The organism is Rhodococcus sp. BP-160 (genome assembly GCF_019836205.1).
GTDB lineage: Bacteria > Actinomycetota > Actinomycetes > Mycobacteriales > Mycobacteriaceae > Rhodococcoides.
This window is the reverse complement of sequence record NZ_JABUEK010000003.1, coordinates 87,808-107,238: the sequence shown is the minus strand read 5'-3', so window position 1 is coordinate 107,238 and position 19,431 is coordinate 87,808. Positions and strand designations below refer to the sequence as shown.

Annotated in this window: 24 protein-coding genes; 16 read left to right on the top strand and 8 right to left on the bottom strand. The window is 66.9% G+C overall.

Features of this window, described 5'->3' with window-relative positions; genetic code table 11:
• Positions 1 to 59: 59 nt before the first annotated feature.
• Positions 60 to 536, bottom strand: coding sequence for a hotdog fold domain-containing protein (locus tag HQ306_RS12490; RefSeq protein ID WP_222631702.1), 477 nt, complete (start codon positions 534 to 536; stop codon positions 60 to 62).
• Between the two features lie 588 nt (positions 537 to 1,124).
• Here HQ306_RS12490 and rpsJ point away from each other — a divergent pair.
• The 12 genes from rpsJ to HQ306_RS12430 all read left to right on the top strand — a co-directional run bounded on the left by rpsJ (position 1,125) and on the right by HQ306_RS12430 (position 7,221).
• Positions 1,125 to 1,430: a 30S ribosomal protein S10 gene (rpsJ, locus tag HQ306_RS12485; protein ID WP_003938093.1), complete on the top strand. Its 306-nt coding sequence runs from the start codon at positions 1,125 to 1,127 to the stop codon at positions 1,428 to 1,430.
• A 14-nt stretch (positions 1,431 to 1,444) separates the two neighbouring features.
• Positions 1,445 to 2,110 carry a 50S ribosomal protein L3 gene (rplC, locus tag HQ306_RS12480; protein ID WP_027504646.1) on the top strand — a complete coding sequence of 222 codons (666 nt, stop codon included), beginning with the start codon at positions 1,445 to 1,447 and terminating at the stop codon, positions 2,108 to 2,110.
• Entirely contained in the window at positions 2,107 to 2,796 is a 690-nt protein-coding gene (gene rplD / locus HQ306_RS12475; RefSeq protein WP_027504647.1) for a 50S ribosomal protein L4, read from the top strand. Before rplC ends, rplD begins: the two co-directional genes overlap by 4 nt.
• On the top strand, positions 2,793 to 3,098 hold the full coding sequence (rplW, locus tag HQ306_RS12470; protein ID WP_027504648.1) for a 50S ribosomal protein L23: 306 nt from the start codon (positions 2,793 to 2,795) through the stop codon (positions 3,096 to 3,098). Before rplD ends, rplW begins: the two co-directional genes overlap by 4 nt.
• Before the next feature lie 47 nt (positions 3,099 to 3,145).
• Complete coding sequence (gene rplB, locus HQ306_RS12465) at positions 3,146 to 3,982, top strand: 50S ribosomal protein L2 (RefSeq protein WP_027504649.1); 837 nt, start codon at positions 3,146 to 3,148, stop codon at positions 3,980 to 3,982.
• A gap of 17 nt (positions 3,983 to 3,999) precedes the next feature.
• Positions 4,000 to 4,281 (top strand): 30S ribosomal protein S19, encoded by a 282-nt coding sequence (rpsS, locus tag HQ306_RS12460; RefSeq protein ID WP_027504650.1) that lies wholly within the window; start codon positions 4,000 to 4,002, stop codon positions 4,279 to 4,281.
• Positions 4,278 to 4,682, top strand: coding sequence for a 50S ribosomal protein L22 (rplV, locus tag HQ306_RS12455; RefSeq protein WP_027504651.1), 405 nt, complete (start codon positions 4,278 to 4,280; stop codon positions 4,680 to 4,682). The genes rpsS and rplV overlap by 4 nt, the downstream gene beginning before the upstream one ends.
• Positions 4,682 to 5,485, top strand: coding sequence for a 30S ribosomal protein S3 (gene rpsC / locus HQ306_RS12450; protein ID WP_027504652.1), 804 nt, complete (start codon positions 4,682 to 4,684; stop codon positions 5,483 to 5,485). Before rplV ends, rpsC begins: the two co-directional genes overlap by 1 nt.
• Positions 5,486 to 5,488: 3 nt before the next feature.
• A complete protein-coding gene (rplP, locus tag HQ306_RS12445) occupies positions 5,489 to 5,905 on the top strand; it encodes a 50S ribosomal protein L16 (RefSeq protein WP_027504653.1) in 417 nt (138 codons plus the stop codon).
• Positions 5,905 to 6,150: a 50S ribosomal protein L29 gene (gene rpmC / locus HQ306_RS12440; RefSeq protein ID WP_027504654.1), complete on the top strand. Its 246-nt coding sequence runs from the start codon at positions 5,905 to 5,907 to the stop codon at positions 6,148 to 6,150. Before rplP ends, rpmC begins: the two co-directional genes overlap by 1 nt.
• Positions 6,147 to 6,428 (top strand): 30S ribosomal protein S17, encoded by a 282-nt coding sequence (gene rpsQ / locus HQ306_RS12435; RefSeq protein ID WP_042575434.1) that lies wholly within the window; start codon positions 6,147 to 6,149, stop codon positions 6,426 to 6,428. The genes rpmC and rpsQ overlap by 4 nt, the downstream gene beginning before the upstream one ends.
• Positions 6,429 to 6,528: 100 nt before the next feature.
• Complete coding sequence (locus HQ306_RS12430) at positions 6,529 to 7,221, top strand: hypothetical protein (protein ID WP_056442399.1); 693 nt, start codon at positions 6,529 to 6,531, stop codon at positions 7,219 to 7,221.
• Between the two features lie 6 nt (positions 7,222 to 7,227).
• On the opposite strand, the gene HQ306_RS12425 is transcribed toward HQ306_RS12430, so the two are convergent.
• From HQ306_RS12425 to HQ306_RS12400, 6 genes are all read right to left on the bottom strand, one after another.
• Entirely contained in the window at positions 7,228 to 8,772 is a 1,545-nt protein-coding gene (locus HQ306_RS12425) for a sodium:alanine symporter family protein (protein ID WP_222631700.1), read from the bottom strand.
• A 76-nt stretch (positions 8,773 to 8,848) separates the two neighbouring features.
• Positions 8,849 to 9,853, bottom strand: a complete 1,005-nt coding sequence (locus HQ306_RS12420; RefSeq protein WP_222631698.1) for an aldo/keto reductase family protein — start codon at positions 9,851 to 9,853, stop codon at positions 8,849 to 8,851.
• Between the two features lie 42 nt (positions 9,854 to 9,895).
• Positions 9,896 to 13,015: a helicase HerA domain-containing protein gene (locus HQ306_RS12415; protein ID WP_222631696.1), complete on the bottom strand. Its 3,120-nt coding sequence runs from the start codon at positions 13,013 to 13,015 to the stop codon at positions 9,896 to 9,898.
• A 14-nt stretch (positions 13,016 to 13,029) separates the two neighbouring features.
• The gene (locus HQ306_RS12410; RefSeq protein ID WP_222630467.1) at positions 13,030 to 13,716 is read right to left on the bottom strand and encodes a hypothetical protein; all 687 of its coding nucleotides are present in this window, start codon (positions 13,714 to 13,716) and stop codon (positions 13,030 to 13,032) included.
• A complete protein-coding gene (locus HQ306_RS12405) occupies positions 13,713 to 14,735 on the bottom strand; it encodes a DUF559 domain-containing protein (protein ID WP_308115343.1) in 1,023 nt (340 codons plus the stop codon). The genes HQ306_RS12410 and HQ306_RS12405 overlap by 4 nt, the downstream gene beginning before the upstream one ends.
• A 137-nt stretch (positions 14,736 to 14,872) precedes the next feature.
• Positions 14,873 to 16,168, bottom strand: coding sequence for an AIM24 family protein (locus HQ306_RS12400; RefSeq protein ID WP_222632587.1), 1,296 nt, complete (start codon positions 16,166 to 16,168; stop codon positions 14,873 to 14,875).
• A gap of 182 nt (positions 16,169 to 16,350) precedes the next feature.
• Here HQ306_RS12400 and rplN point away from each other — a divergent pair, with 182 nt between their 5' ends.
• From rplN to HQ306_RS12380, 4 genes are read left to right on the top strand one after another with little or no spacing between them, the layout of a single operon-like run.
• Complete coding sequence (rplN, locus tag HQ306_RS12395) at positions 16,351 to 16,719, top strand: 50S ribosomal protein L14 (protein WP_027504662.1); 369 nt, start codon at positions 16,351 to 16,353, stop codon at positions 16,717 to 16,719.
• A 1-nt stretch (position 16,720) separates the two neighbouring features.
• A complete protein-coding gene (gene rplX, locus HQ306_RS12390) occupies positions 16,721 to 17,035 on the top strand; it encodes a 50S ribosomal protein L24 (protein WP_027504663.1) in 315 nt (104 codons plus the stop codon).
• The gene (rplE, locus tag HQ306_RS12385) at positions 17,035 to 17,631 is read left to right on the top strand and encodes a 50S ribosomal protein L5 (RefSeq protein ID WP_222631694.1); all 597 of its coding nucleotides are present in this window, start codon (positions 17,035 to 17,037) and stop codon (positions 17,629 to 17,631) included. Before rplX ends, rplE begins: the two co-directional genes overlap by 1 nt.
• 4 nt (positions 17,632 to 17,635) lie before the next feature.
• Positions 17,636 to 17,821 carry a type Z 30S ribosomal protein S14 gene (locus HQ306_RS12380; protein ID WP_027504665.1) on the top strand — a complete coding sequence of 62 codons (186 nt, stop codon included), beginning with the start codon at positions 17,636 to 17,638 and terminating at the stop codon, positions 17,819 to 17,821.
• An 84-nt stretch (positions 17,822 to 17,905) separates the two neighbouring features.
• Here HQ306_RS12380 and HQ306_RS12375 read toward each other — a convergent pair whose 3' ends face one another.
• Positions 17,906 to 19,258: a Fis family transcriptional regulator gene (locus HQ306_RS12375; RefSeq protein ID WP_308116137.1), complete on the bottom strand. Its 1,353-nt coding sequence runs from the start codon at positions 19,256 to 19,258 to the stop codon at positions 17,906 to 17,908.
• Between the last annotated feature and the right edge of the window lie 173 nt (positions 19,259 to 19,431).

Genomic DNA, 19,431 nt, shown 5'->3' with positions numbered 1-19,431 from the left:
GCGGGCAGGCCGGAGGCCGGTCGGAAGTCACCGCGGGCAGGCCGGAGGCCGGTCGGAAGTCACCGCGGGCAGGCCCACACGGTGATGTCGGCGTGGACGACCTCGGTGCCGCCGGCGTCGCGCAGGCTGACCGGGATGACGAGTTCCACGCCGCTGGTCACCGATTCCCAGTCCGGCCGATCGTCGAGCAGCGCGGTGGCGGTGAGCCCGGATCTGCCGGGGGCCAGGTACTGGACGTTCATGCCCTTGGGGATCCACCGGTGGGTCGTGGGGATCGTCGCCTCGGCGAGCATCCCCATCGCCACCTCGGCCAGATTGCAGGCCGCGATGGCGTGGAAGGTGCCCAGGTGGTTGTGCACTCCGAACCACGTGGGCCCGGAGACCACGCACCGCCCGGGGGCGAGCTCCCGTACGCGGGGGAGGACCGTGGCGAAGAAGGGCACGCGGACACACATTCCCGCGGAGAACGCCAGGGAGCGGGTGATCCCGCCGGGGAGTCGCTGCCAGAGCGCGTACGTGCTGGTGACCGTTGCCATGGCTGCACCTTACTCGGCGGTAAGTTGGTCGGGCGCGGTATATCCGCGCGCTGACCGGTCGTCCGTGCTGGTTGCACCACGTGCGGATGGGTACCACCTGCGCGGATCGCTGCGATCGACCGTGCGTTCCGGCCGCGGTACCGCCTCGATTTGAACTCGACCCCCGGCGTGGGTCATACTGTTCGGGTTGCCTTGACCGAGGTGATCTCTGTCGTGCGTGTTGCGACGTGATCTCGCGGTCGAGGTATGCGACGAGAACGACATGCAGTGATTGCGCCGGCACGATGGGCGCATCCGGTCCGCGTTCTCCCGCCGGTCGAGTTCGGGCCGAGGGAGAATCATGTGCGGGAATGCGACACGCCCGACCGCGTGGACCGGAGAACCATGACAGATGAACAGCGGCAACGGATTCCTCCTGGCCACGCGTGTGCGTGGATGCGAGAGTCCGCCACGTTCGTCCTCATGGATGCGCCTCGCGCTCGGCTTCATGCCGGCGTCGGGTCAGCACACTGCCGGGTTCTCCGGATCGACATCCGGAGACGAGAGACCTGACCAACGGTTAACCAGGGCAAGGAAGAGGACATAAGCGTGGCGGGACAAAAGATCCGCATCAGGCTCAAGGCCTACGACCACGAGGCGATCGACGCGTCCGCGCGCAAGATCGTCGAGACCGTGACCCGCACCGGGGCACGCGTGGTCGGACCTGTGCCGTTGCCCACCGAGAAGAACGTGTACTGCGTCATCCGTTCGCCGCACAAGTACAAGGACTCTCGCGAGCACTTCGAGATGCGCACGCACAAGCGACTCATCGACATTCTCGACCCGACGCCGAAGACGGTCGACGCGCTCATGCGCATCGACCTGCCGGCAAGCGTCGACGTCAACATTCAGTGAGCGCGGAGACAACCATGACTGACAACATCAAGCGTCCGGCCAAGGGCATTCTGGGCACCAAGCTCGGCATGACCCAGGTCTTCGACGAGAACAACCGCGTCGTCCCGGTCACCGTCGTGAAGGCTGACCCGAACGTCGTGACCGCGATCCGTACCGAGGAGCGCGACGGCTACAGCGCCGTCCAGGTCGCCTTCGGTGCCATCGATCCCCGCAAGGTGAACAAGCCGGTCACCGGCCAGTTCGCCAAGGCAGGCGTCACGCCTCGCCGCCATCTCGCGGAGCTGCGCGTCGCCGACGCCGCAGGCTACGAGATCGGCCAGGAGCTCACCGCAGCCGAGTTCGAGGACGGCGCTTTCGTCGACGTCACCGGAGTCAGCAAGGGCAAGGGCTTCGCGGGAACGATGAAGCGCCACGGCTTCAAGGGCCAGGGCGCGAGCCACGGTGCGCAGGCTGTCCACCGCCGCCCCGGTTCCATCGGTGGCTGCGCGACCCCCGGCCGTGTCTTCAAGGGCATGCGCATGTCGGGCCGCATGGGTAGCGACCGCATCACCACGCAGAACCTCTCGGTGCACAAGGTCGATGCCGAGAACGGTCTGCTGCTGATCAAGGGTGCGATCCCGGGCCGCAAGGGCGGCGTCGTGATCGTCAAGAGCGCAGTGAAGGGTGGTGCGCGAGCATGACCAGTCTCGAGAAGAAGACCGAAGCCAACCTGACGCTCGACGTCAAGGAGCTCGGTGGCAAGACCAACGGCACCGTCGATCTCCCCGCCGAGATCTTCGATCGCACCGCGAACATCGCGCTGATGCACCAGGTCGTCGTCGCGCAGCTCGCTGCGGCACGTCAGGGAACGCACTCGACGAAGACGCGTGGCGAGGTCCGCGGTGGCGGCAAGAAGCCGTACCGCCAGAAGGGCACCGGCCGCGCACGTCAGGGCTCGACCCGCGCACCACAGTTCGTCGGCGGTGGCACCGTCCACGGCCCGCAGCCGCGCGACTACAGCCAGCGCACCCCCAAGAAGATGATCGCTGCAGCTCTCCGCGGTGCTCTCTCCGACCGGGCGCGCAGCGAGCGCATCCACGTGATCACCGAGCTCGTCGCGGGACAGGTGCCCTCCACCAAGGGTGCTCGCACGTTCCTCGCGGAGCTCACCGATCGCAAGAAGGTTCTGCTGGTCATCGGCCGCGCAGACCTGGCCGCATGGAAGTCCGTCCAGAACCTCGACGGCGTTCACCCCATCGCGCCCGATCAGCTCAACACCTACGACGTCCTCGAGGCAGACGACGTGATCTTCAGTGTCGAGGCACTGAACACGTTCATCGCAGGACCGGCCAAGGCAGCAACGGATTCACAGGAGGAGGACAAGTGAGCACCATTGCCGATCCCCGCGACATCCTGCTGGCCCCGGTCATCTCGGAGAAGTCGTACGGGCTCATCGAGCAGGGGACCTACACGTTCATCGTGCACCCCGACTCGAACAAGACGCAGATCAAGATCGCTGTCGAGAAGGTCTTCGGCGTGACTGTGACCAGCGTGAACACCGCCAACCGGCAGGGCAAGCGCAAGCGGACCCGATTCGGCTACGGCACGCGTAAGAGCACCAAGCGCGCGCTCGTGACCCTCTCGGCCGACAGCAAGCCCATCGAGATCTTCGGAGGCCCGGTCGCGTAAGCGGCCGGAGCTCAGAGGGTCCTCGAGGATCAAGGGACGAGACAAACATGGCAATTCGTAAGTACAAGCCGACCACTCCCGGTCGTCGTGGCGCGAGTGTCTCCGATTTCGCGGAGATCACGCGTTCGACACCGGAGAAGTCGCTCATCCGCCCGCTGCACGGCCGCGGTGGCCGCAACGCACACGGCCGCATCACCACCCGTCACAAGGGTGGCGGTCACAAGCGCGCCTACCGGCTCATCGACTTCCGCCGCAACGACAAGGACGGCGTGCCGGCCAAGGTCGCTCACATCGAGTACGACCCCAACCGCACCGCCAACATCGCGCTGCTGCACTTCGCAGACGGTGAGAAGCGCTACATCATCGCGCCGAAGGGCATCTCGCAGGGTTCGCCCATCGAGTCGGGTGCCACGGCCGACATCAAGCCCGGCAACAACCTCCCGCTCCGCAACATCCCGACGGGTACCACCATCCACGCGGTGGAACTTCGTCCGGGTGGCGGCGCCAAGATGGTCCGCTCCGCCGGTGCCGGTGCTCAGCTCCTCGGTAAGGAAGGCGCCTACGCCACGCTGCGTATGCCGTCCGGTGAGATCCGTCGAGTCGACGTGCGCTGCCGCGCCACCGTCGGCGAGGTGGGCAACGCCGAACAGTCCAACATCAACTGGGGCAAGGCCGGCCGTATGCGCTGGAAGGGCAAGCGCCCGACCGTCCGTGGTGTCGTCATGAACCCGGTCGACCACCCGCACGGTGGTGGCGAGGGCAAGACCTCCGGTGGTCGCCACCCGGTCAGCCCGTGGGGACAGCCGGAAGGCCGTACCCGCAAGAACAAGCCGAGCGATCAGCTCATCGTCCGCCGCCGCCGCACCGGCAAGAACAAGCGATAATCAGGAGGGAGTAGCAGATGCCACGCAGTCTGAAGAAAGGCCCGTTCGTCGACGACCACCTCCTGAAAAAGGTGGACGTTCAGAACGACAAGGGCACGAAGCAGGTCATCAAGACCTGGTCACGCCGCTCGACCATCACCCCCGACTTCATCGGTCACACCTTCGCCGTCCACGACGGTCGCAAGCACGTCCCGGTGTTCGTCTCGGATGCGATGGTCGGACACAAGCTCGGTGAATTCGCGCCGACGAGGACCTTCAAGGGTCACATCAAGGACGACCGGAAGGCGAAGCGGCGATGACCAACTTCACCCCCACCGACAACCCGATCGCCCGGGCCACGGCCAAGCACGTTCGCGTGACGCCGATGAAGGCCCGTCGCGTCGTGGACCTGGTCCGCGGAAAGAGCGTCGAGGATGCCCTGAACATCCTCAAGTTCGCACCGCAGGCTGCCAGCGAGCCCGTCGCCAAGGTCGTTGCCTCGGCAGCGGCCAACGCGGAGAACAACCTGGATCTCGATCCGAGCACGTTGATCGTCTCGGCTGCATTCGTCGACGAGGGCGCGACCCTCAAGCGTTTCCAGCCTCGTGCCCAGGGTCGTGCGTTCCGCATTCGTAAGCGCACATCTCACATCACGGTCATCGTGGAGAGCCTGCCCAAGACCGGCGGCTCGACACGTGGTCGCCGGAAGGGAGCTCAGTAGTGGGCCAGAAGATCAACCCGCACGGCTTCCGCCTCGGCATCACGACCGACTGGAAGTCCCGCTGGTACGCAGACAAGCAGTACGCGGAGTACGTCAAGGAAGACGTGCAGATCCGCAAGCTCCTCGCCACGGGCATGGAGCGCGCCGGCATCGCCAAGGTGGAGATCGAGCGCACCCGTGATCGGGTTCGCGTCGACATCCACACCGCGCGTCCGGGCATCGTCATCGGTCGCCGCGGCGCCGAGGCGGATCGCATCCGTTCCGAGCTCGAGAAGCTGACCGGCAAGCAGGTCCAGCTGAACATCCTCGAGGTCAAGAACGCCGAGTCCGAGGCACAGCTCGTCGCACAGGGTGTGGCCGAGCAGCTCTCGAACCGTGTCGCTTTCCGTCGTGCGATGCGCAAGGCCATTCAGTCGGCCATGCGTCAGCCGAACGTCAAGGGCATCCGCGTTCAGTGCTCCGGTCGCCTCGGCGGCGCGGAGATGAGCCGTTCCGAGTTCTACCGCGAAGGTCGCGTTCCGCTGCACACGCTGCGTGCGGACATCGACTACGGCCTCTACGAGGCGAAGACCACCTTCGGTCGCATCGGCGTGAAGGTCTGGATCTACAAGGGCGACATCGTCGGTGGCAAGCGTGAAGCTGTCGCCGCCGCTGCTCCGGCAGGCGATCGTCCCCGTCGTGAGCGTCCGTCTCGTCCGCGTCGCAGCGGTGCCTCGGGCACCACGGCGACCAGCACCGAGGCCGGCCGCGCAGCGACCGCAACCGCTGATGCACCCGCTACGACCGAGCAGAAGGAGGGCTGACGCATGTTGATCCCCCGTCGGGTCAAGCACCGCAAGCAGCACCACCCCAAGCGTTCGGGTGCCGCCAAGGGCGGAACTCAGGTGACCTTCGGTGAATACGGCATCCAGGCTCTCGAGCCCGCCTACATCACCAACCGTCAGATCGAGGCAGCCCGTATCGCCGTCACCCGCCACATCAAGCGTGGTGGCAAGGTCTGGATCAACATCTACCCGGACCGTCCGCTCACGAAGAAGCCTGCCGAGACCCGCATGGGTTCCGGTAAGGGTTCGCCGGAGTGGTGGGTCGCCAACGTCAAGCCCGGCCGCGTGCTCTTCGAGCTCAGCTACCCGGACGAGCAGATCGCTCGTGAAGCACTGACGCGCGCGATTCACAAGCTGCCGATCAAGGCACGCATCATCACGAGGGAGGTTCAGTTCTGATGGCTACCGGTACCCCGGCTGCCGAGCTCCGCGAGCTCGGCGACGAAGAACTGATCACCCGCCTTCGTGAGTCGAAGGAGGAGCTGTTCAACCTCCGCTTCCAGATGGCCACCGGCCAGCTGGACAACAACCGTCGGCTGCGCGTCGTCCGCCACGAGATCGCGCGCATCTACACCGTGATGCGCGAGCGTGAGCTCGGGCTCGCCGCAGGTCCTTCCGAGGACACGGCAGGTGACGCAGCATGAGCGAGGAAACAGTGACCACTGAAGAAGCACGCAACAGCCGGAAGACGCGTATCGGTTACGTCGTCTCCGACAAGATGCAGAAGACGATCGTCGTCGAGCTGGAGGACCGTGTGAAGCACGCCCTCTACGGCAAGATCATCCGACGCACCACCAAGGTCAAGGCCCATGACGAGAACGGAGTCGCCGGCGTCGGCGATCGCGTTCAGCTCATGGAGACCCGCCCCCTGTCCGCCACGAAGCACTGGCGACTGGTCGAGGTCCTCGAGAAGGCCAAGTAGGACCTGCAGCACCCATGGACGACCCCGCACTCCTCGTGAGTGCGGGGTCGTTCTGCGTTCTCCTGTCCTCGCTACGATGGCCGGACGAGAGGGGATCGGCATGGACAGTGTGATGCAGTTCGCCGGCCAGTACTGGTGGCTGTGGTTCGTCTTCGGCGGGTCCATCGCGGGTGCGGCCAAGGCGGTCAGCGCCGCCAACGAGCGACGTGCGGATCGTCGCCTCGAGCGGTACCGCATCAAGCAGCAGGCCAAGGTCGCAGCGCTCGAACTCTCGAAGTCCACGAAGCAGGACGCGGAGACACAACGTCGATCCGTCGAGAAGGCGCTCGCCGAGCACGACGACGTGAACGCTCGGTGGTTCGCCTACGAGACCGACGTCATCAACCTGCTCGAGTTCCCCATGATGACGAACATGCGCGACCCGATGACGGTGGCCTTCCACCGCGCCAAGCTCGAAGCCGACTCGCTCCGGCCGTCGGCGGCGGACGAACTGGTCGGCGATCCGGAGGCGCAGCGGCTCTACCGCTCGGCCGTGCACGACTACGCCGTGGCGTTCACCGCCGCCGAGTCCGAGGCGAAGCGTCGTCGCCGCGGAAACTTCAGCGAGGCGGAGCAGAACCGACTCACTCGCGCGCAGTCGCTGCTGCGCATGGCCTTGGACGGCGCCTCGACCCCCGCCGAGCGGCAGGCGGCGTACCGCAAGGCGCGCACCGAGCTCGAGGGCCTGGTGACGTTGCCGACGACGGCGTACGCACAGATCGAACAGCGGATCGCGGGGGCGTTGGAGGCGTAGGCGCGGTCAGCCCGTGACGTCCACGTCGTCGACCGCCACCGTCTCGCCCCGGCGATGCGCCATGTAGTCGCGCAGCTCCCGCTTCACGACGGGAAGCAGCAGGTAGAGGCCGATGATGTTGACGAAGGCCAGGGCGAACAGCGCCGCATCCGCGAAGTCCAGTACGGATCCGAGCGACAGCACTGTGCCGACGACGGTGAAGAGGCAGAAGATGACGTTGAAGCTGTGCTTGGCGAGGGCGCTGCGGCCGAAGAGGGACGTCCACGCCTGCGACCCGTAGTAGGCCCACGTGATGGCGGTGGACAGCGCGAAGAGCGCCACCGCGACGGTCAGAATGTACGGGAACCAGGGGAGCACCGTCTCGAACGCGTCCGAGGTGAGTGTGACGCCGCCGGCAGGAAGAGCGCCGGTCTCCGCGACGATGGCGCGCTGGTCCTGCCAGGACTGCGTGTTCGCGATGACGATCGTCAGAGCGGTGGCCGTGCAGATCACGACCGTGTCGATGAACGGTTCGAGCATGGCCACGAATCCCTCGGTGACCGGATGACGCGTCTTGACTGCCGAGTGCGCGATGGAGGCCGATCCCAGTCCCGCCTCGTTCGAGAACGCGGCGCGCTGGATGCCGATGATCATGACGCCCAGTACGCCACCCGCCACGCCCGTGGGGGAGAAGGCGCCCGTCACGATCGCACTCATGGCGCCGGGGACCTGCTCGATGTTGACGGCGATCACCACGGCGCATCCCAGCACGTAGACGATGGCCATGGCGGGAACCAGCTTGGCCGTCACGGCGGAGATGGACTTCATCCCGCCGATGATGACCAGCCCGATCACCACGGCGACGACTAGCCCGAAACCGAACTTCGCGCCGTCCGAGCCGAGGAAGCCGTCGTCGCCACCGGTGACACTGCGCACCTGAGCGTAGGTCTGGTTCGCCTGGAACATGTTTCCGCCGGAGATGCCGAAGAAGATGATGATCACCGCGTAGACGGTGGCCATGATCTTTCCGACCCGGCTCATCCCGCGTTCCGCGAGCCCCTTGGTCAAGTACTTCATGGGACCACCGGAGACGGTGCCGTCCTCGTGGACGTCGCGGTACTTCACACCCAGCGTGCACTCGACGAACTTGGTGGCCATACCGAGGAAGCCGGCGAGGATCATCCACAGCGTGGCACCGGGTCCGCCCAGGGTGACGGCGACCGCGACACCGGCGATGTTGCCGAGGCCGACGGTGCCGGACACGGCGGCGGTCAGCGCACGGAAGTGACTGACCTCGCCGGGTGCGGTGGGGTCGTCGTGCTGTCCTCGAACCAGTTCCACCGCGTGTTTCGCGCCGCGGACCTGCAGAAACTTGAAGGTGATCGTGAAGATGATCGCGGCGGCCAGGAGCCAGAGCACGACCAGTGGTACCGATGCCCCGCCGATGTCGACGGAGAAAAAGACGACGGTGGTGACCGCCTCGGTGACGGGTTCGAAGGTGGAATTGATGGCATTCTCGATGGTGGTGAGGGTGCCACCGTCGGCCGCAAGGATCCGGGGTACGGAAGTCATGTCTCATTCGACCCCGGCATCCCGGATCCTGCACGCCTTCAGACGTATCTGACCGATCCTTTACCTGATCTTGACCTCAGACCAGACGCTTCTCGGGACTCACCGTCTTCGACGGATCCTTCTCGACGATGTCGCCCAGCGCCTCGTCGATCTTGGCGAGCACGTCGGCGTCGAGGGTGACGTCCTGCGCCTTGACGTTGTCGGCGATCTGCTCGGGACGAGACGCGCCGACGAGAGCGGCCGCGATGTTGTCGTTGGCCAGCACCCAGGCGATGGCGAGCTGGGACATCGTGATGCCCAGGTCGTCGGCGATCGGCTTCAGCTTCTGCACGCGCGTCAGCGTCTCGTCGTTCATGTAGCGCGAGATCATGTCCGCGCCGCCCTTGTCGTCGGTCGCGCGCGAGCCCTCGGGAAGCGGCTGTCCGGGAACGTACTTGCCCGTGAGGACGCCCTGAGCCAGCGGTGACCAGACGACCTGCGAGATACCGAGTTCCTTGGACGCCGGGACCACGTCGGACTCGATGACGCGCCAGAGTGCGGAGTACTGAGGCTGATTGGAGACGATGGAGAAACCGCGCTGCCGGGCCAGTGTCTGCGCTTCGCGGAGCTGGTCCGCGGTCCACTCGGACACACCGATGTACAACGCCTTGCCCTGCTGGACGACGTCACCGAAGGCGGCGATGGTCTCCTCGAGCGGCGTCTCGTGGTCGTATCGGTGCGCCTGGTAGAGGTCGACGTAGTCGGTGCCGAGGCGTCGCAGAGAGTTCTCGATGCCCTCGAAGATGTGCTTGCGCGAGAGCCCCGTGTCGTTCGGGCCCTTCTCGCCGACCGGGAAGTACACCTTGGTGAAGATCTCCAGACCTTCACGACGCTCGCCCGCCACCGCCTTGCCCAGCACGGTCTCGGCCGCGCCGTTGGCGTAGACGTCCGCGGTGTCGAACGTCGTGATGCCGGCGTCGAGAGCCGCCTTCACGCAGGCGGTCGCGACGTCGTTCTCCACCTGCGACCCGTGGGTGAGCCAGTTGCCGTAGGTGATCTCGGAAACCTTGAGTCCGCTGTTGCCCAGAAATCTGTAAGCCATGCGAACAACGCTACTCGCGCGCCGGCGCCATGACTTCTCCTCTCACTCGCGCGCCAGCGCGAGGACCTCCTCTTCGGTGGGGGGACTCTTCGGGTGGAAGGTGAGGCACAGGGGAGTGGCCGTACGCCGGAACTCCGAACCCTCGACGGCCGCGTAGAACTGACCTGCGGGGAGACGTCCGACGTCGGGTACGGAACCGCCCTTGGCGCGCGCCATTTCCTGCGCCGCCTGGATCTGGGCGGGACTGTTCAGCAGGCCGTAGAACTGGGTGGCCGCGTTTCCGGCGATGCGATTGTGCAGCCCCTTGGGTGCCTGTGTCGCAAAGACGAGGCCCAGGCCGTACTTCCGGGCCTGCGACGCGAGTGCGAGCGTGCTGTGCGTGGCCGGTGTCGCTTTGTCCGAGGGCGCGTAGTTCTGCGCCTCGTCCATGACGAAGAGTCCGCCGAGCGGTCGATCACCCGCCGGGTTCTTCTTGATCCAAGCGAACAGACCCATCTGCAGCTGATTGACGAAGCTCTGCTTCTGCTCCTCGGTGGTGAGCCCCGAGAGGTTGATGACGGACACGCGCGCCTTCTTTCCCTCGGCCGGGGTGAGCAGCACGCCCGGATCGACGGGAGTGCCGGACCCGGCGAACATCGGGTCGTTGGTCATCGCGGCCTTGAGGTTCTCCGCGAGGTCCGCGGCGATGCGAACCGCGTCCCGCATCTCGCTCGCATCCGCCGGCAGGTTCTCCAGCAGGTCGATGAAGTCGGACATGTCGCCGGCCGAGCGCCGGCCGAACCCGTCGAGTGCCGCGCGCAGCACCGCCTGGCGGTGCTTCGCCTTCTCCGTGGTGCCCGTCGCCAGTGCGGCGGGAGCCAGCGCCGCGAGGCCCGACTCGACGGACGCGTCGAACTCGTCCTTGTCGTTCACGACGCTGGCGAAGTCGGGGAGCGGCTGGAAACTGAGCGGCCGCCCCGACGACTTGCGCGGAGTCCAGATGACGACGTCCGTGTCCCGCAGGTACGCAGCAGCTTTCGCCTCGTCGCCCGGCGGCCACGTGCGCTCGTCCTCCGGCCACGGTGTCCCGAGGCGGGCGAGATCGTTGTTGATGTCGAGCACGATCGACGAGACACCGTGCAGGGCACACTCCTCGACCAGCCGGCGGATGAGCACGGTCTTACCGCTGCCCGATCCGGCGAAGATCGCCGTGTGCTTGCGCAGCGCCTCGAGCGGAATGCGGACCTCGGCGTTGGTGCTGAGCTCCGTCCCCATCTCGATCTGCTCCCGGCGCGGAGTTGCCGCTGGAGCCTGCGACACCTCGGGTTCGATGAGTGCCTGATCGTCGTCGACGACGCTCGCGTCGGGCAGCACCTCGCGGAACAACGCGATCTCGTGCGCCGGCTTGCGGGCGAGCAGCCACGACGTGAGGGCCGGCGAGTTCTCCGACCGGAGAGCGCCCAGGGCGTGCAGCGAGCGCCGATCGTCCTCGCTCAGCGGCACCTCGACACCACCGGCGCGGTGCAGCGCCGCCACGGTCTGTTCCGTCTTCGCGCCCTTGGGCCACGGTGCGTTGCGGATGAGGATCAACCGACGGCGCGGCATGTCGATGTGGAGACCCGCCGCGGTGACGGCCCGCTCGATACGGGCCAGGGCCGCACGGGCATTGGTGGAGGAGACGGCGCGGAAGCACCAGTGTTCCTCGTCGTCGGTGTCGCTGTCGACGGTGTGGCGGAGCCGTGCGTGCAGTGCCGGGCGGCCGCTCGGCGGAGGATCCTGCGCGAGGCTGTCGTCGGACGACTGGTGTTCGTGGATCCACGCGTCGAGACCGGCGGAGAGCAGTGCCGGGACGAGGCTGTCCTCGGTGCCGGGTTCGAGCGGTGTCGAGACGTCCGCGGCGCTGCGCAACTGCGCGTACCGCTCGTCGAGCGCCTCGAGTTCGGATCGCTTGGCCGTGGGGAGCGACGGTGTGTCGGATCCCCCTCCGCTGGAGGCGAAGTCGGTCAGTTCCGTCGCGACCCCCGTCTCGAGGCAGTGGCGGATGTGCTTGTCGACGGCGATGAGCAGCTGGCGGGGAGTGAAGTCCGGCGCCTTGTCGAACGCGTCGACGGCCACCGGCCATGTCGGGTGCGGGGTGGCGAAGCCGACCTCGCGGAAGCACGCCTCGAGGCGACGCTCGAGCAGCAGGCGGCCGACGTCCGACGACGGAATCGGCTTGAGCCGCTGCGTCACCCGGAACCGGTCACGCATCGGTGCGACCCCGCGAGCGGCGATCAGATCCCACGCGCTCGACAGCGCCGACAACACGGAGGCGGTGCGCGGCAACGTCTCACGGAGAGTCATCAGACCGTGGGCGAGCTGCTCGACCACCTTGTCCTCCTGCTCGTCCGCGTAGTCCTTGTCGGCGCCGGTGCGCGCCTGCGCGACGAGGGTGTCGATCTGATCGATGGCGAGGATGGTGGGACCCGTGATCGCGAGCAGTCGGGAGATGTTCTCCGCGATGCCCTGGTGACCGAGCTCCGCGCGGCGGATGCCCCACGACTCGAACTCGTCGGCGTCCACGTCGTCGATCGACTGCAGGTAGGCGTCGCCGATGTCCTGCACGGCCGCGTCGGGTGCGATCGAGAGGACCAGGGCACGCAGGGTGTGCTGGGAGGTCCGACGATGGCGGGGATGGGCCTTGTAGACGCCGGTGACGAACTCGTTCAGCGTGTCGGCGTCGATCATGGTCTCGCCCATGACCTGTCGCCGCTGGTCCTCGCTCACGCCGGCGATGTCGCAGAGCCGCCGCAGGACCAGGCGGAGCTGACTGTCGTCACCGCGACCCGATGGGCGGTTGAGATCGTCGAGCATGCCCATCAGCGTCGAGCGCCAGAAACCCGCGGCGTCGAGGAGCCGGATGAGGAAGAAGTAGCCGCCGCGCGACTGCACCTCCTCGCGGACCTGCCCGAGAAGGTGCGTCTTGCCGGAACCCGCGGGGCCCTGCACGACGACGCCGAGCGGACTGGCGTCGTCCGAGTTCTCGGCGTCGGTGTACGCACTCATGACCTCGGTGAACACCCGCTCGTGCATCCCGGGCACGTGGACGTCCGACTGGGACCGCCACACGTCGTCGGGTGTGGGGGCCCAGCTCAGCCGCACCGACTCGAGAGCGCGGATCTGTTCGGACTTCGTGGTCGTCATCGTGGAGCCGCCCATCACTGTTCGATCGCCAAGAGGTGGTTCTGCTGGTTGCCGACATCGACGGCCGCGGCGCGGTCCTCGTCGGTCAGCGTCTTCTGGTTCTCCTCGGGGATGAGGGAGACGTCGGGGGCGCGTCGCAGCCGGGCGAGCGCCTCGTCGAGATCCGTGCGCGAGATGTCGGACAGGGCGGGCCGCAGCCGCGACAGCCGCACCCAGGCCCCGGGCTCACGAGCGAGGTCCGCGTACGTCGACCGGATCCGCTGTTCGACGTCCGCGGCGGACAGTTCACTGCGGACCGCGGGGGCGACGATGGCGTTGGGTGGCGTCGGCGGCGCCGTGATCGACGTCGGAGTGTCGCGCGGGAAGAAGACCTCGGCGGGACGTACGTCGTCGCGGTGGAACCACCGGCCGAGGCCTGCCATGACGGTGAACAGGGCCTTGCCGGGGCCGGCCGCACCCTTCGGCGCCTGCGTGCCCATCAGGTCGGAGCAGTGCTTCCAGCCCTTGTCGGTGAGCTCGACGGTCATCGTCCGACCCTGCTTGCCCACCTCGATCAGGCCGAGCGACGCGAGGTGGTCCCGGTGGGGCTTCTTCAACTCGGGCCCGAGTGTCGACAGTTCGGGGTTGCGCACTGCGCGTGCCTCGGCCATCAGCACCATCAGCACGGACACCTCGGTGCCGGTCAACTCGTTCGCGCTCACGTGGGAGTCCCCTTCGATCGTCGTCGGTGCAGTGCCTGTTCGATCATCGTCATCACGCTCCCGTGGTCCGCGAGCACGTCCTCGTTGGTGAAGCGCAGCACGATCCAGCCGTGCGTCTGCAGCAGGTTGTCACGGGACCGGTCGTCGGCGAACTGAGCACGCGCACGGTGCTCGTGGCCGTCGATCTCGATGGCGACCTTCTCATCGACCCACGACACGTCCAGCGTGAACGGTCTGCTCAACGTCGTCGGCCGGACGGACCGGTTGTGGCGTCGGCCCGCCGCCCACTCGCGGGTGGAGAGGACGCGATCCAGCAGGATCTCCGCCGCGCTGGCCGCGTGCGGACGCCCCTCGACGGGCGGGTAGCTCAGCGGCCGGAAGCGGTCGACGATGGTGTCGACGTCGTCCGGGGTCGACGGAGTGCGCACGGTCAGCACCGGGAACCTGTCCACGGCGGGTGCACCGGCCCCGGTCAACCACACGCCCGTCCCGGTGCTGCACCACCATTCCGCGGCGGTCGCCACCGCTGCCGGGTCGGCGTCGGCGGGGACGTCCACGACGAGGACGGCGCGCTCTCGCCCGTGGACGTCGGCGATCACGCGGGCGGCACCGGCGGCTCGGGTCTCGCGAGCGAAGGCGTCGACACGCAGGGGGCGTCCGGACGTCGACGCGCCCGCGAGATGGGCCAGGTACGGGCCGAAGTGTTCGCTCGAAGACGCGTGCTCGTGAGCTCGTGCCCGAGCGGCGTCGCGGGCCAGCGACGAGCGGTCGCCGACGTCGCCGGGCAGCAGGAAGGGGACGAGGTCGAGCGCGGCCTGCTCGATCGCGGCGACGACGGCGTCCACCATCTCCGACGCGGAGCCGTTCGACAGGGTGAAGAAGAGTGCGGCCGGAGCATCGGACGGCAGCGGGTCCACCGACTCGGCGAGATCGCGCATCGCGGCGCCGGACAGTCGTACGACCCGGTCGAGCGGGGCGTCGTGCCACCAGGGCGTCGCGGTGTCGACGCGTGTCGTCACGTCATCACCCCCGCCCTGGTGTCGAGGCCGACCGGACCGGCCACCGCCCCGCGGCCGATTTCGGCCGACTTCAGGCCTGCCCTGTCGGTTACCATCCCCGAAACCGTACCCGGGGACGGGAACCCGTGTCGCGCGGGTCACCGTCCGAGCAGGCCACCCAGCGCGCCGCCGACACCGGCCTGCTGCCCGCCGCCCGTGCCGCCGACGAACCCGCCGGGCGGCTGCTCCGACGGCTGCACGACGACGAACCCCTGCCCGGAGAACTGCAGGGTGAAGCGCTCGCCGGTGCTGCGGCCGATGAGGGTGCCGAAGTTGAGTTGATCGTTGCTCTTCACCGAGGTCTGCAGGCTCGACGACCACGCGACCGCAGCCTGCGGATCCGCGAAGGTGGGCTGGTCGACGTTCAGCACGACGGGTTGCCCGTCGGTGGTGATGGCGATGCGCCCCTGCCCGGTGAAGATGCAGTTGAACAGGCCCGCGTTGCTGCTGGCGGCCGCACCCTGGACCCGGCCGATGCGGTACGACAGCGACGAGTCGAACGCGAGCACGTTGGCGCCGTTGATGGTGAGACCGTCGCTGCCGTCGAGGTCGATGATGTGCACGTCCTGGGCGGCGTTCGCGAGGAAGAGGTCGCCGCGGCCGGACACCTTCATCAGCGGCACACCCTCGCCCGTCACCGTGCGACGGATCATGTTGCCGATGCCGCCGGATCCCTGCGCCTCGAACTTCAGGTCGCCCTGGTAGGCCACCATCGATCCCGAGCGCGCCATGATCTCGCCGTTCATCGCGACGCGGGCCATCTTGCTGCCCTGCTTCTGGATGCCGACGCCCTGGACCTCGGCGTGGGTGGGGGCGAACAGTTCACTTCTCACGGCCAGTGCTCCCTGCGTCGGTACGGGTGGTGGTGCTGCTGTGGTGGGGACGACGGTCGGTGCCGGTGTCGTGGCCGGCGCGGGCTCGTCGTCGACGGTGATGCCGAAGTTCGTCGCGATGCCCGCGAGCCCGTCGTCGAAGCCCTGGCCCACGGCGCGGACCTTCCAGGCGTCGCCGCGTCGGTAGATCTCGACGCACACGACGGCGGTCTCGCTCGTGAGTCCGCTCATCCGGAACGACAGGTCCGGTCCGATGGAGATGGTCGGCTCCAGGCCGCCGAACGTGGTGGGGCCCGATCCGTCCAGGCTGGCGGTGACGGCCACGGTGTCGACGTCGCGGGGCACCGCACCGGTGTCCACGCGGATCCCGCCGCTGCCGTACGTCACGCCGGGGCCGACCGGGTTGTTGAAGAAGACCAGGTCCGCGTCCGATCGAACCCGGCCCGCGGAGTTCAGCAGGAGCGCCGAGACGTCCACGGCGGCGCCGGACACGGAGATGTCGAGGCTGTCCGAGGGTGCGGGGCGGTTCTCCCCCCGTGCGAGGCTGTCCACGGACCTCAGTGTGCCACCGGCGCCTGACAGAGTCCTGTGCCGTCGCCGCGGTGGAGGATTTGGATCCCGTCCGCGTGTTCCCTACACTAGAGCGGTTGCCCGTGGTAGACGCATGCGTCGGCCAGGGCCACAGACCGCGCGCGTCGGGTCGGTATCCGCCGCGTACGTACATCCAGGTCACTAGGAGACCCATGATTCAGCAGGAGTCGCGGCTTCGCGTCGCCGACAACACGGGTGCCAAGGAAATCTTGTGCATTCGCGTTCTCGGTGGCTCGTCACGCCGTTACGCCGGGATCGGCGACGTCATCGTCGCCACCGTCAAGGACGCGATCCCCGGTGGAAACATCAAGAAGGGCGAGGTCGTCAAGGCCGTCATCGTCCGCACCACGAAGGAGCGTCGCCGCGCCGACGGTTCGTACATCAAGTTCGACGAGAACGCTGCCGTTCTCATCAAGCCTGACAACGATCCCCGCGGTACCCGCATCTTCGGCCCGGTCGGCCGCGAGCTGCGTGAGAAGAAGTTCATGCGCATCGTGTCGCTGGCTCCGGAGGTGTTGTGAGATGAAGGTGCACAAGGGCGACACGGTTCTCGTCATCTCCGGTAAGGACAAGGGAGCGAAGGGCAAGGTCATCACGGCCTACCCCGAGACCTCCAAGGTCCTCGTCGAGGGCGTCAACCGCATCAAGAAGCACACCGCTGTCTCGGCCAACGAGCGCGGCGCCTCCTCGGGCGGCATCGTCACGCAGGAAGCCCCCATTCACGTTTCCAACGTTGCGGTCATCGACTCGGACGGCAACCCCACCCGCGTGGGCTACCGCACCGACGACAACGGCAAGCGCGTTCGGATTTCCCGTAAGAACGGGAAGGACATCTGATGACGACCACCGAGAACAAACTGTCGGATTCTCGCTCCGCAGGCTCCGCTCCGGCTCCGCGCCTGAAGACTCGCTACCGCGAGGAGATCAAGGACGCGCTGAACACCGAGTTCGAGTACGCCAACGTCATGCAGATCCCCGGCATCGTCAAGGTCGTCGTCAACATGGGTGTCGGCGACGCCGCCCGTGACGCGAAGCTGATCAACGGTGCGGTCGCAGACCTCGCCGCGATCACCGGCCAGAAGCCCGAGATCCGCAAGGCCCGCAAGTCGATCGCGCAGTTCAAGCTCCGCGAGGGCATGCCCATCGGCGCGCGCGTCACGCTGCGCGGCGACCGCATGTGGGAGTTCCTGGACCGTCTCGTGTCCATCGCGCTTCCCCGCATCAGGGACTTCCGTGGCCTGTCGGGCACGCAGTTCGACGGCAACGGCAACTACACGTTCGGCCTGAACGAGCAGTCGATGTTCCACGAGATCGACGTCGACAAGATCGATCGCCCTCGCGGCATGGACATCACCGTCGTCACGACGGCCACCAACAACGACGAAGGCCGCGCGCTGCTCAAGCACCTCGGCTTCCCGTTCAAGGAGAACTGAGCGTATGGCTAAGAAGGCACTGGTCAACAAGGCCAACAAGAAGCCGAAGTTCGCGGTTCGTGCGTACACCCGCTGCCAGCGTTGCGGCCGTCCGCACTCCGTGTTCCGCAAGTTCGGCCTCTGCCGTATCTGCGTGCGCGAGATGGCGCACCGCGGCGAGCTCCCCGGAGTGCACAAGAGCTCCTGGTGATCTGATCACCTGACACACCCCGACAGGCCCGAGCCATCACGGCTCGGGCCTGTCGGCGTTCCGGAGCGCTGCTCTCCTCCGGTCTCACGCCGCGTTGATCGCCGCGTCGGCTGTCGGCCCCTCGACCTCGACGGACGCGAGCGCCGACATCGCCTCGGTCAACAACCGCTCGATACCAGCACTGGCAACGGTGCAGGTGTTCTCGACCTTCTGCGCATTCTTCTGAATGGTGCCGGCGATCTTCTTGATCTCGTCGATCTTGCCGAGCTGCTCGATTGCTTCGGTGATCTTGGTGTCTGCGATGGCGATACCCTCGGTACTCGCTGTGCTCGATGATGCCGCGGCCACCGCACGAAGGAGCTGGACGACAGTGCGCAGGAAACTCGGATCGTCTGACGCCGGATCGAAGGCCATGACGATGCGCCGCTTTCCGAGGAGGCGGATCGACTCTCCGTTGTTCTGGTCCAGGGTCCGCACGAGACCGAGTGATGATCCCGCGCGCCGGTTACGCTCGGCTTCATCGAGGTAGTCGTTCCATGCTGTGCGCTTGGAGTCGGTCATCTCGACGACCACCTTGGCGTTGTCGTTCATCGTCAGAACGCCGTCCCCCTTCTTGGATCGTGAGATTGCGCCCGCAACGCTGCCGGTATCGGTGTACTCGTCACCGAGGCCCGTTGCGATGTCGATGAGAATCGCGTGAACGTCGTCTGCGTACGAATTGCCCTTGAGCGGTGTCAGTCGCGCAACGTCGGCGCGCGCCTCCCTCACCGTGAGCGCAGTCGTGACTGCGTCGAGTTTGGCGGCCAGTTCGGCGTGGTGCTTGTCGGTTCGCTCTGCCAGCTTCGTCTGTTGCGCAGCAAGTTCAGCCGCGTGCTTCGCCATCGGTGAGGTGGAGTCGGTGGGGTCGAACTGCTTCGCCGCCTTGGTGAGTAACTCAGTTGTGCTGGCGGTCGCTCTGCGTTCGAGGTCGCTCGCGAACTTCTCCAGCAAGGGAGCGAACCGGTTGATCACCTCCGGTTCATTCCCTCCGAACAAGGACGAGAGCTGACTCGTCATCTCCTGGTGTGCGCTGCGGACGGAGTCCGTGAAGGACTTGCGCGTTGCCGCGTCCGCGTCGAGCAGCGCCTTCTGTGCATCTGCTGCCGCCTTGGTCACGGCTTCCGAGGCGGACTTCGCAGCCTCCGATGTCACCTTGGCGGCATCGGTCGTCGTCTGAGCGGCCTTCTCTCCGAGTTCGTCGATCATGCGTTCCAGAACCCGAGCTTCCTGAGCCTGCCCGGTTGCGGACAGTGCGTGTGCGCCTACCGCCATCGCCTTCGTGACGAAGGCAGACAGGTCTGCCGCCGCGAGAACATCAGACTCGTCGACGACCGGACCACGCTCACCGTTAGTCCAGCGCTGGGCTTCGCGGGCGATCTCTCCGTCGAGCAGCGTCACGTGATTGATGACGACGGCTGTCGCGGTGTCGTCGAAGTGGGCGGGCGGGCGAATGCGGTTGGTCACGGGATCTCCTCGTGGTCTCGGCCCACCGCGTGGTGGGCGTGCATCCACCATCCATGCAACTAGCGCAAGTGGATAATTGAAGTGGTGTTAAGAGGGCTTAACACCAC

Coding starts and splice junctions, on each gene's coding strand:
- HQ306_RS12490 (WP_222631702.1), bottom strand. CDS start 536: ATGGCAACGGTCACCAGCACGTACGCGCTCTGGCAGCGACTCCCCGGC.
- rplC (WP_027504646.1), top strand. CDS start 1,445: ATGACTGACAACATCAAGCGTCCGGCCAAGGGCATTCTGGGCACCAAG.
- rplD (WP_027504647.1), top strand. CDS start 2,107: ATGACCAGTCTCGAGAAGAAGACCGAAGCCAACCTGACGCTCGACGTC.
- rplB (WP_027504649.1), top strand. CDS start 3,146: ATGGCAATTCGTAAGTACAAGCCGACCACTCCCGGTCGTCGTGGCGCG.
- rpsS (WP_027504650.1), top strand. CDS start 4,000: ATGCCACGCAGTCTGAAGAAAGGCCCGTTCGTCGACGACCACCTCCTG.
- rplV (WP_027504651.1), top strand. CDS start 4,278: ATGACCAACTTCACCCCCACCGACAACCCGATCGCCCGGGCCACGGCC.
- rplP (WP_027504653.1), top strand. CDS start 5,489: ATGTTGATCCCCCGTCGGGTCAAGCACCGCAAGCAGCACCACCCCAAG.
- rpmC (WP_027504654.1), top strand. CDS start 5,905: ATGGCTACCGGTACCCCGGCTGCCGAGCTCCGCGAGCTCGGCGACGAA.
- rpsQ (WP_042575434.1), top strand. CDS start 6,147: ATGAGCGAGGAAACAGTGACCACTGAAGAAGCACGCAACAGCCGGAAG.
- HQ306_RS12430 (WP_056442399.1), top strand. CDS start 6,529: ATGGACAGTGTGATGCAGTTCGCCGGCCAGTACTGGTGGCTGTGGTTC.
- HQ306_RS12425 (WP_222631700.1), bottom strand. CDS start 8,772: ATGACTTCCGTACCCCGGATCCTTGCGGCCGACGGTGGCACCCTCACC.
- HQ306_RS12420 (WP_222631698.1), bottom strand. CDS start 9,853: ATGGCTTACAGATTTCTGGGCAACAGCGGACTCAAGGTTTCCGAGATC.
- HQ306_RS12415 (WP_222631696.1), bottom strand. CDS start 13,015: ATGACGACCACGAAGTCCGAACAGATCCGCGCTCTCGAGTCGGTGCGG.
- rplN (WP_027504662.1), top strand. CDS start 16,351: ATGATTCAGCAGGAGTCGCGGCTTCGCGTCGCCGACAACACGGGTGCC.
- rplX (WP_027504663.1), top strand. CDS start 16,721: ATGAAGGTGCACAAGGGCGACACGGTTCTCGTCATCTCCGGTAAGGAC.
- rplE (WP_222631694.1), top strand. CDS start 17,035: ATGACGACCACCGAGAACAAACTGTCGGATTCTCGCTCCGCAGGCTCC.
- HQ306_RS12380 (WP_027504665.1), top strand. CDS start 17,636: ATGGCTAAGAAGGCACTGGTCAACAAGGCCAACAAGAAGCCGAAGTTC.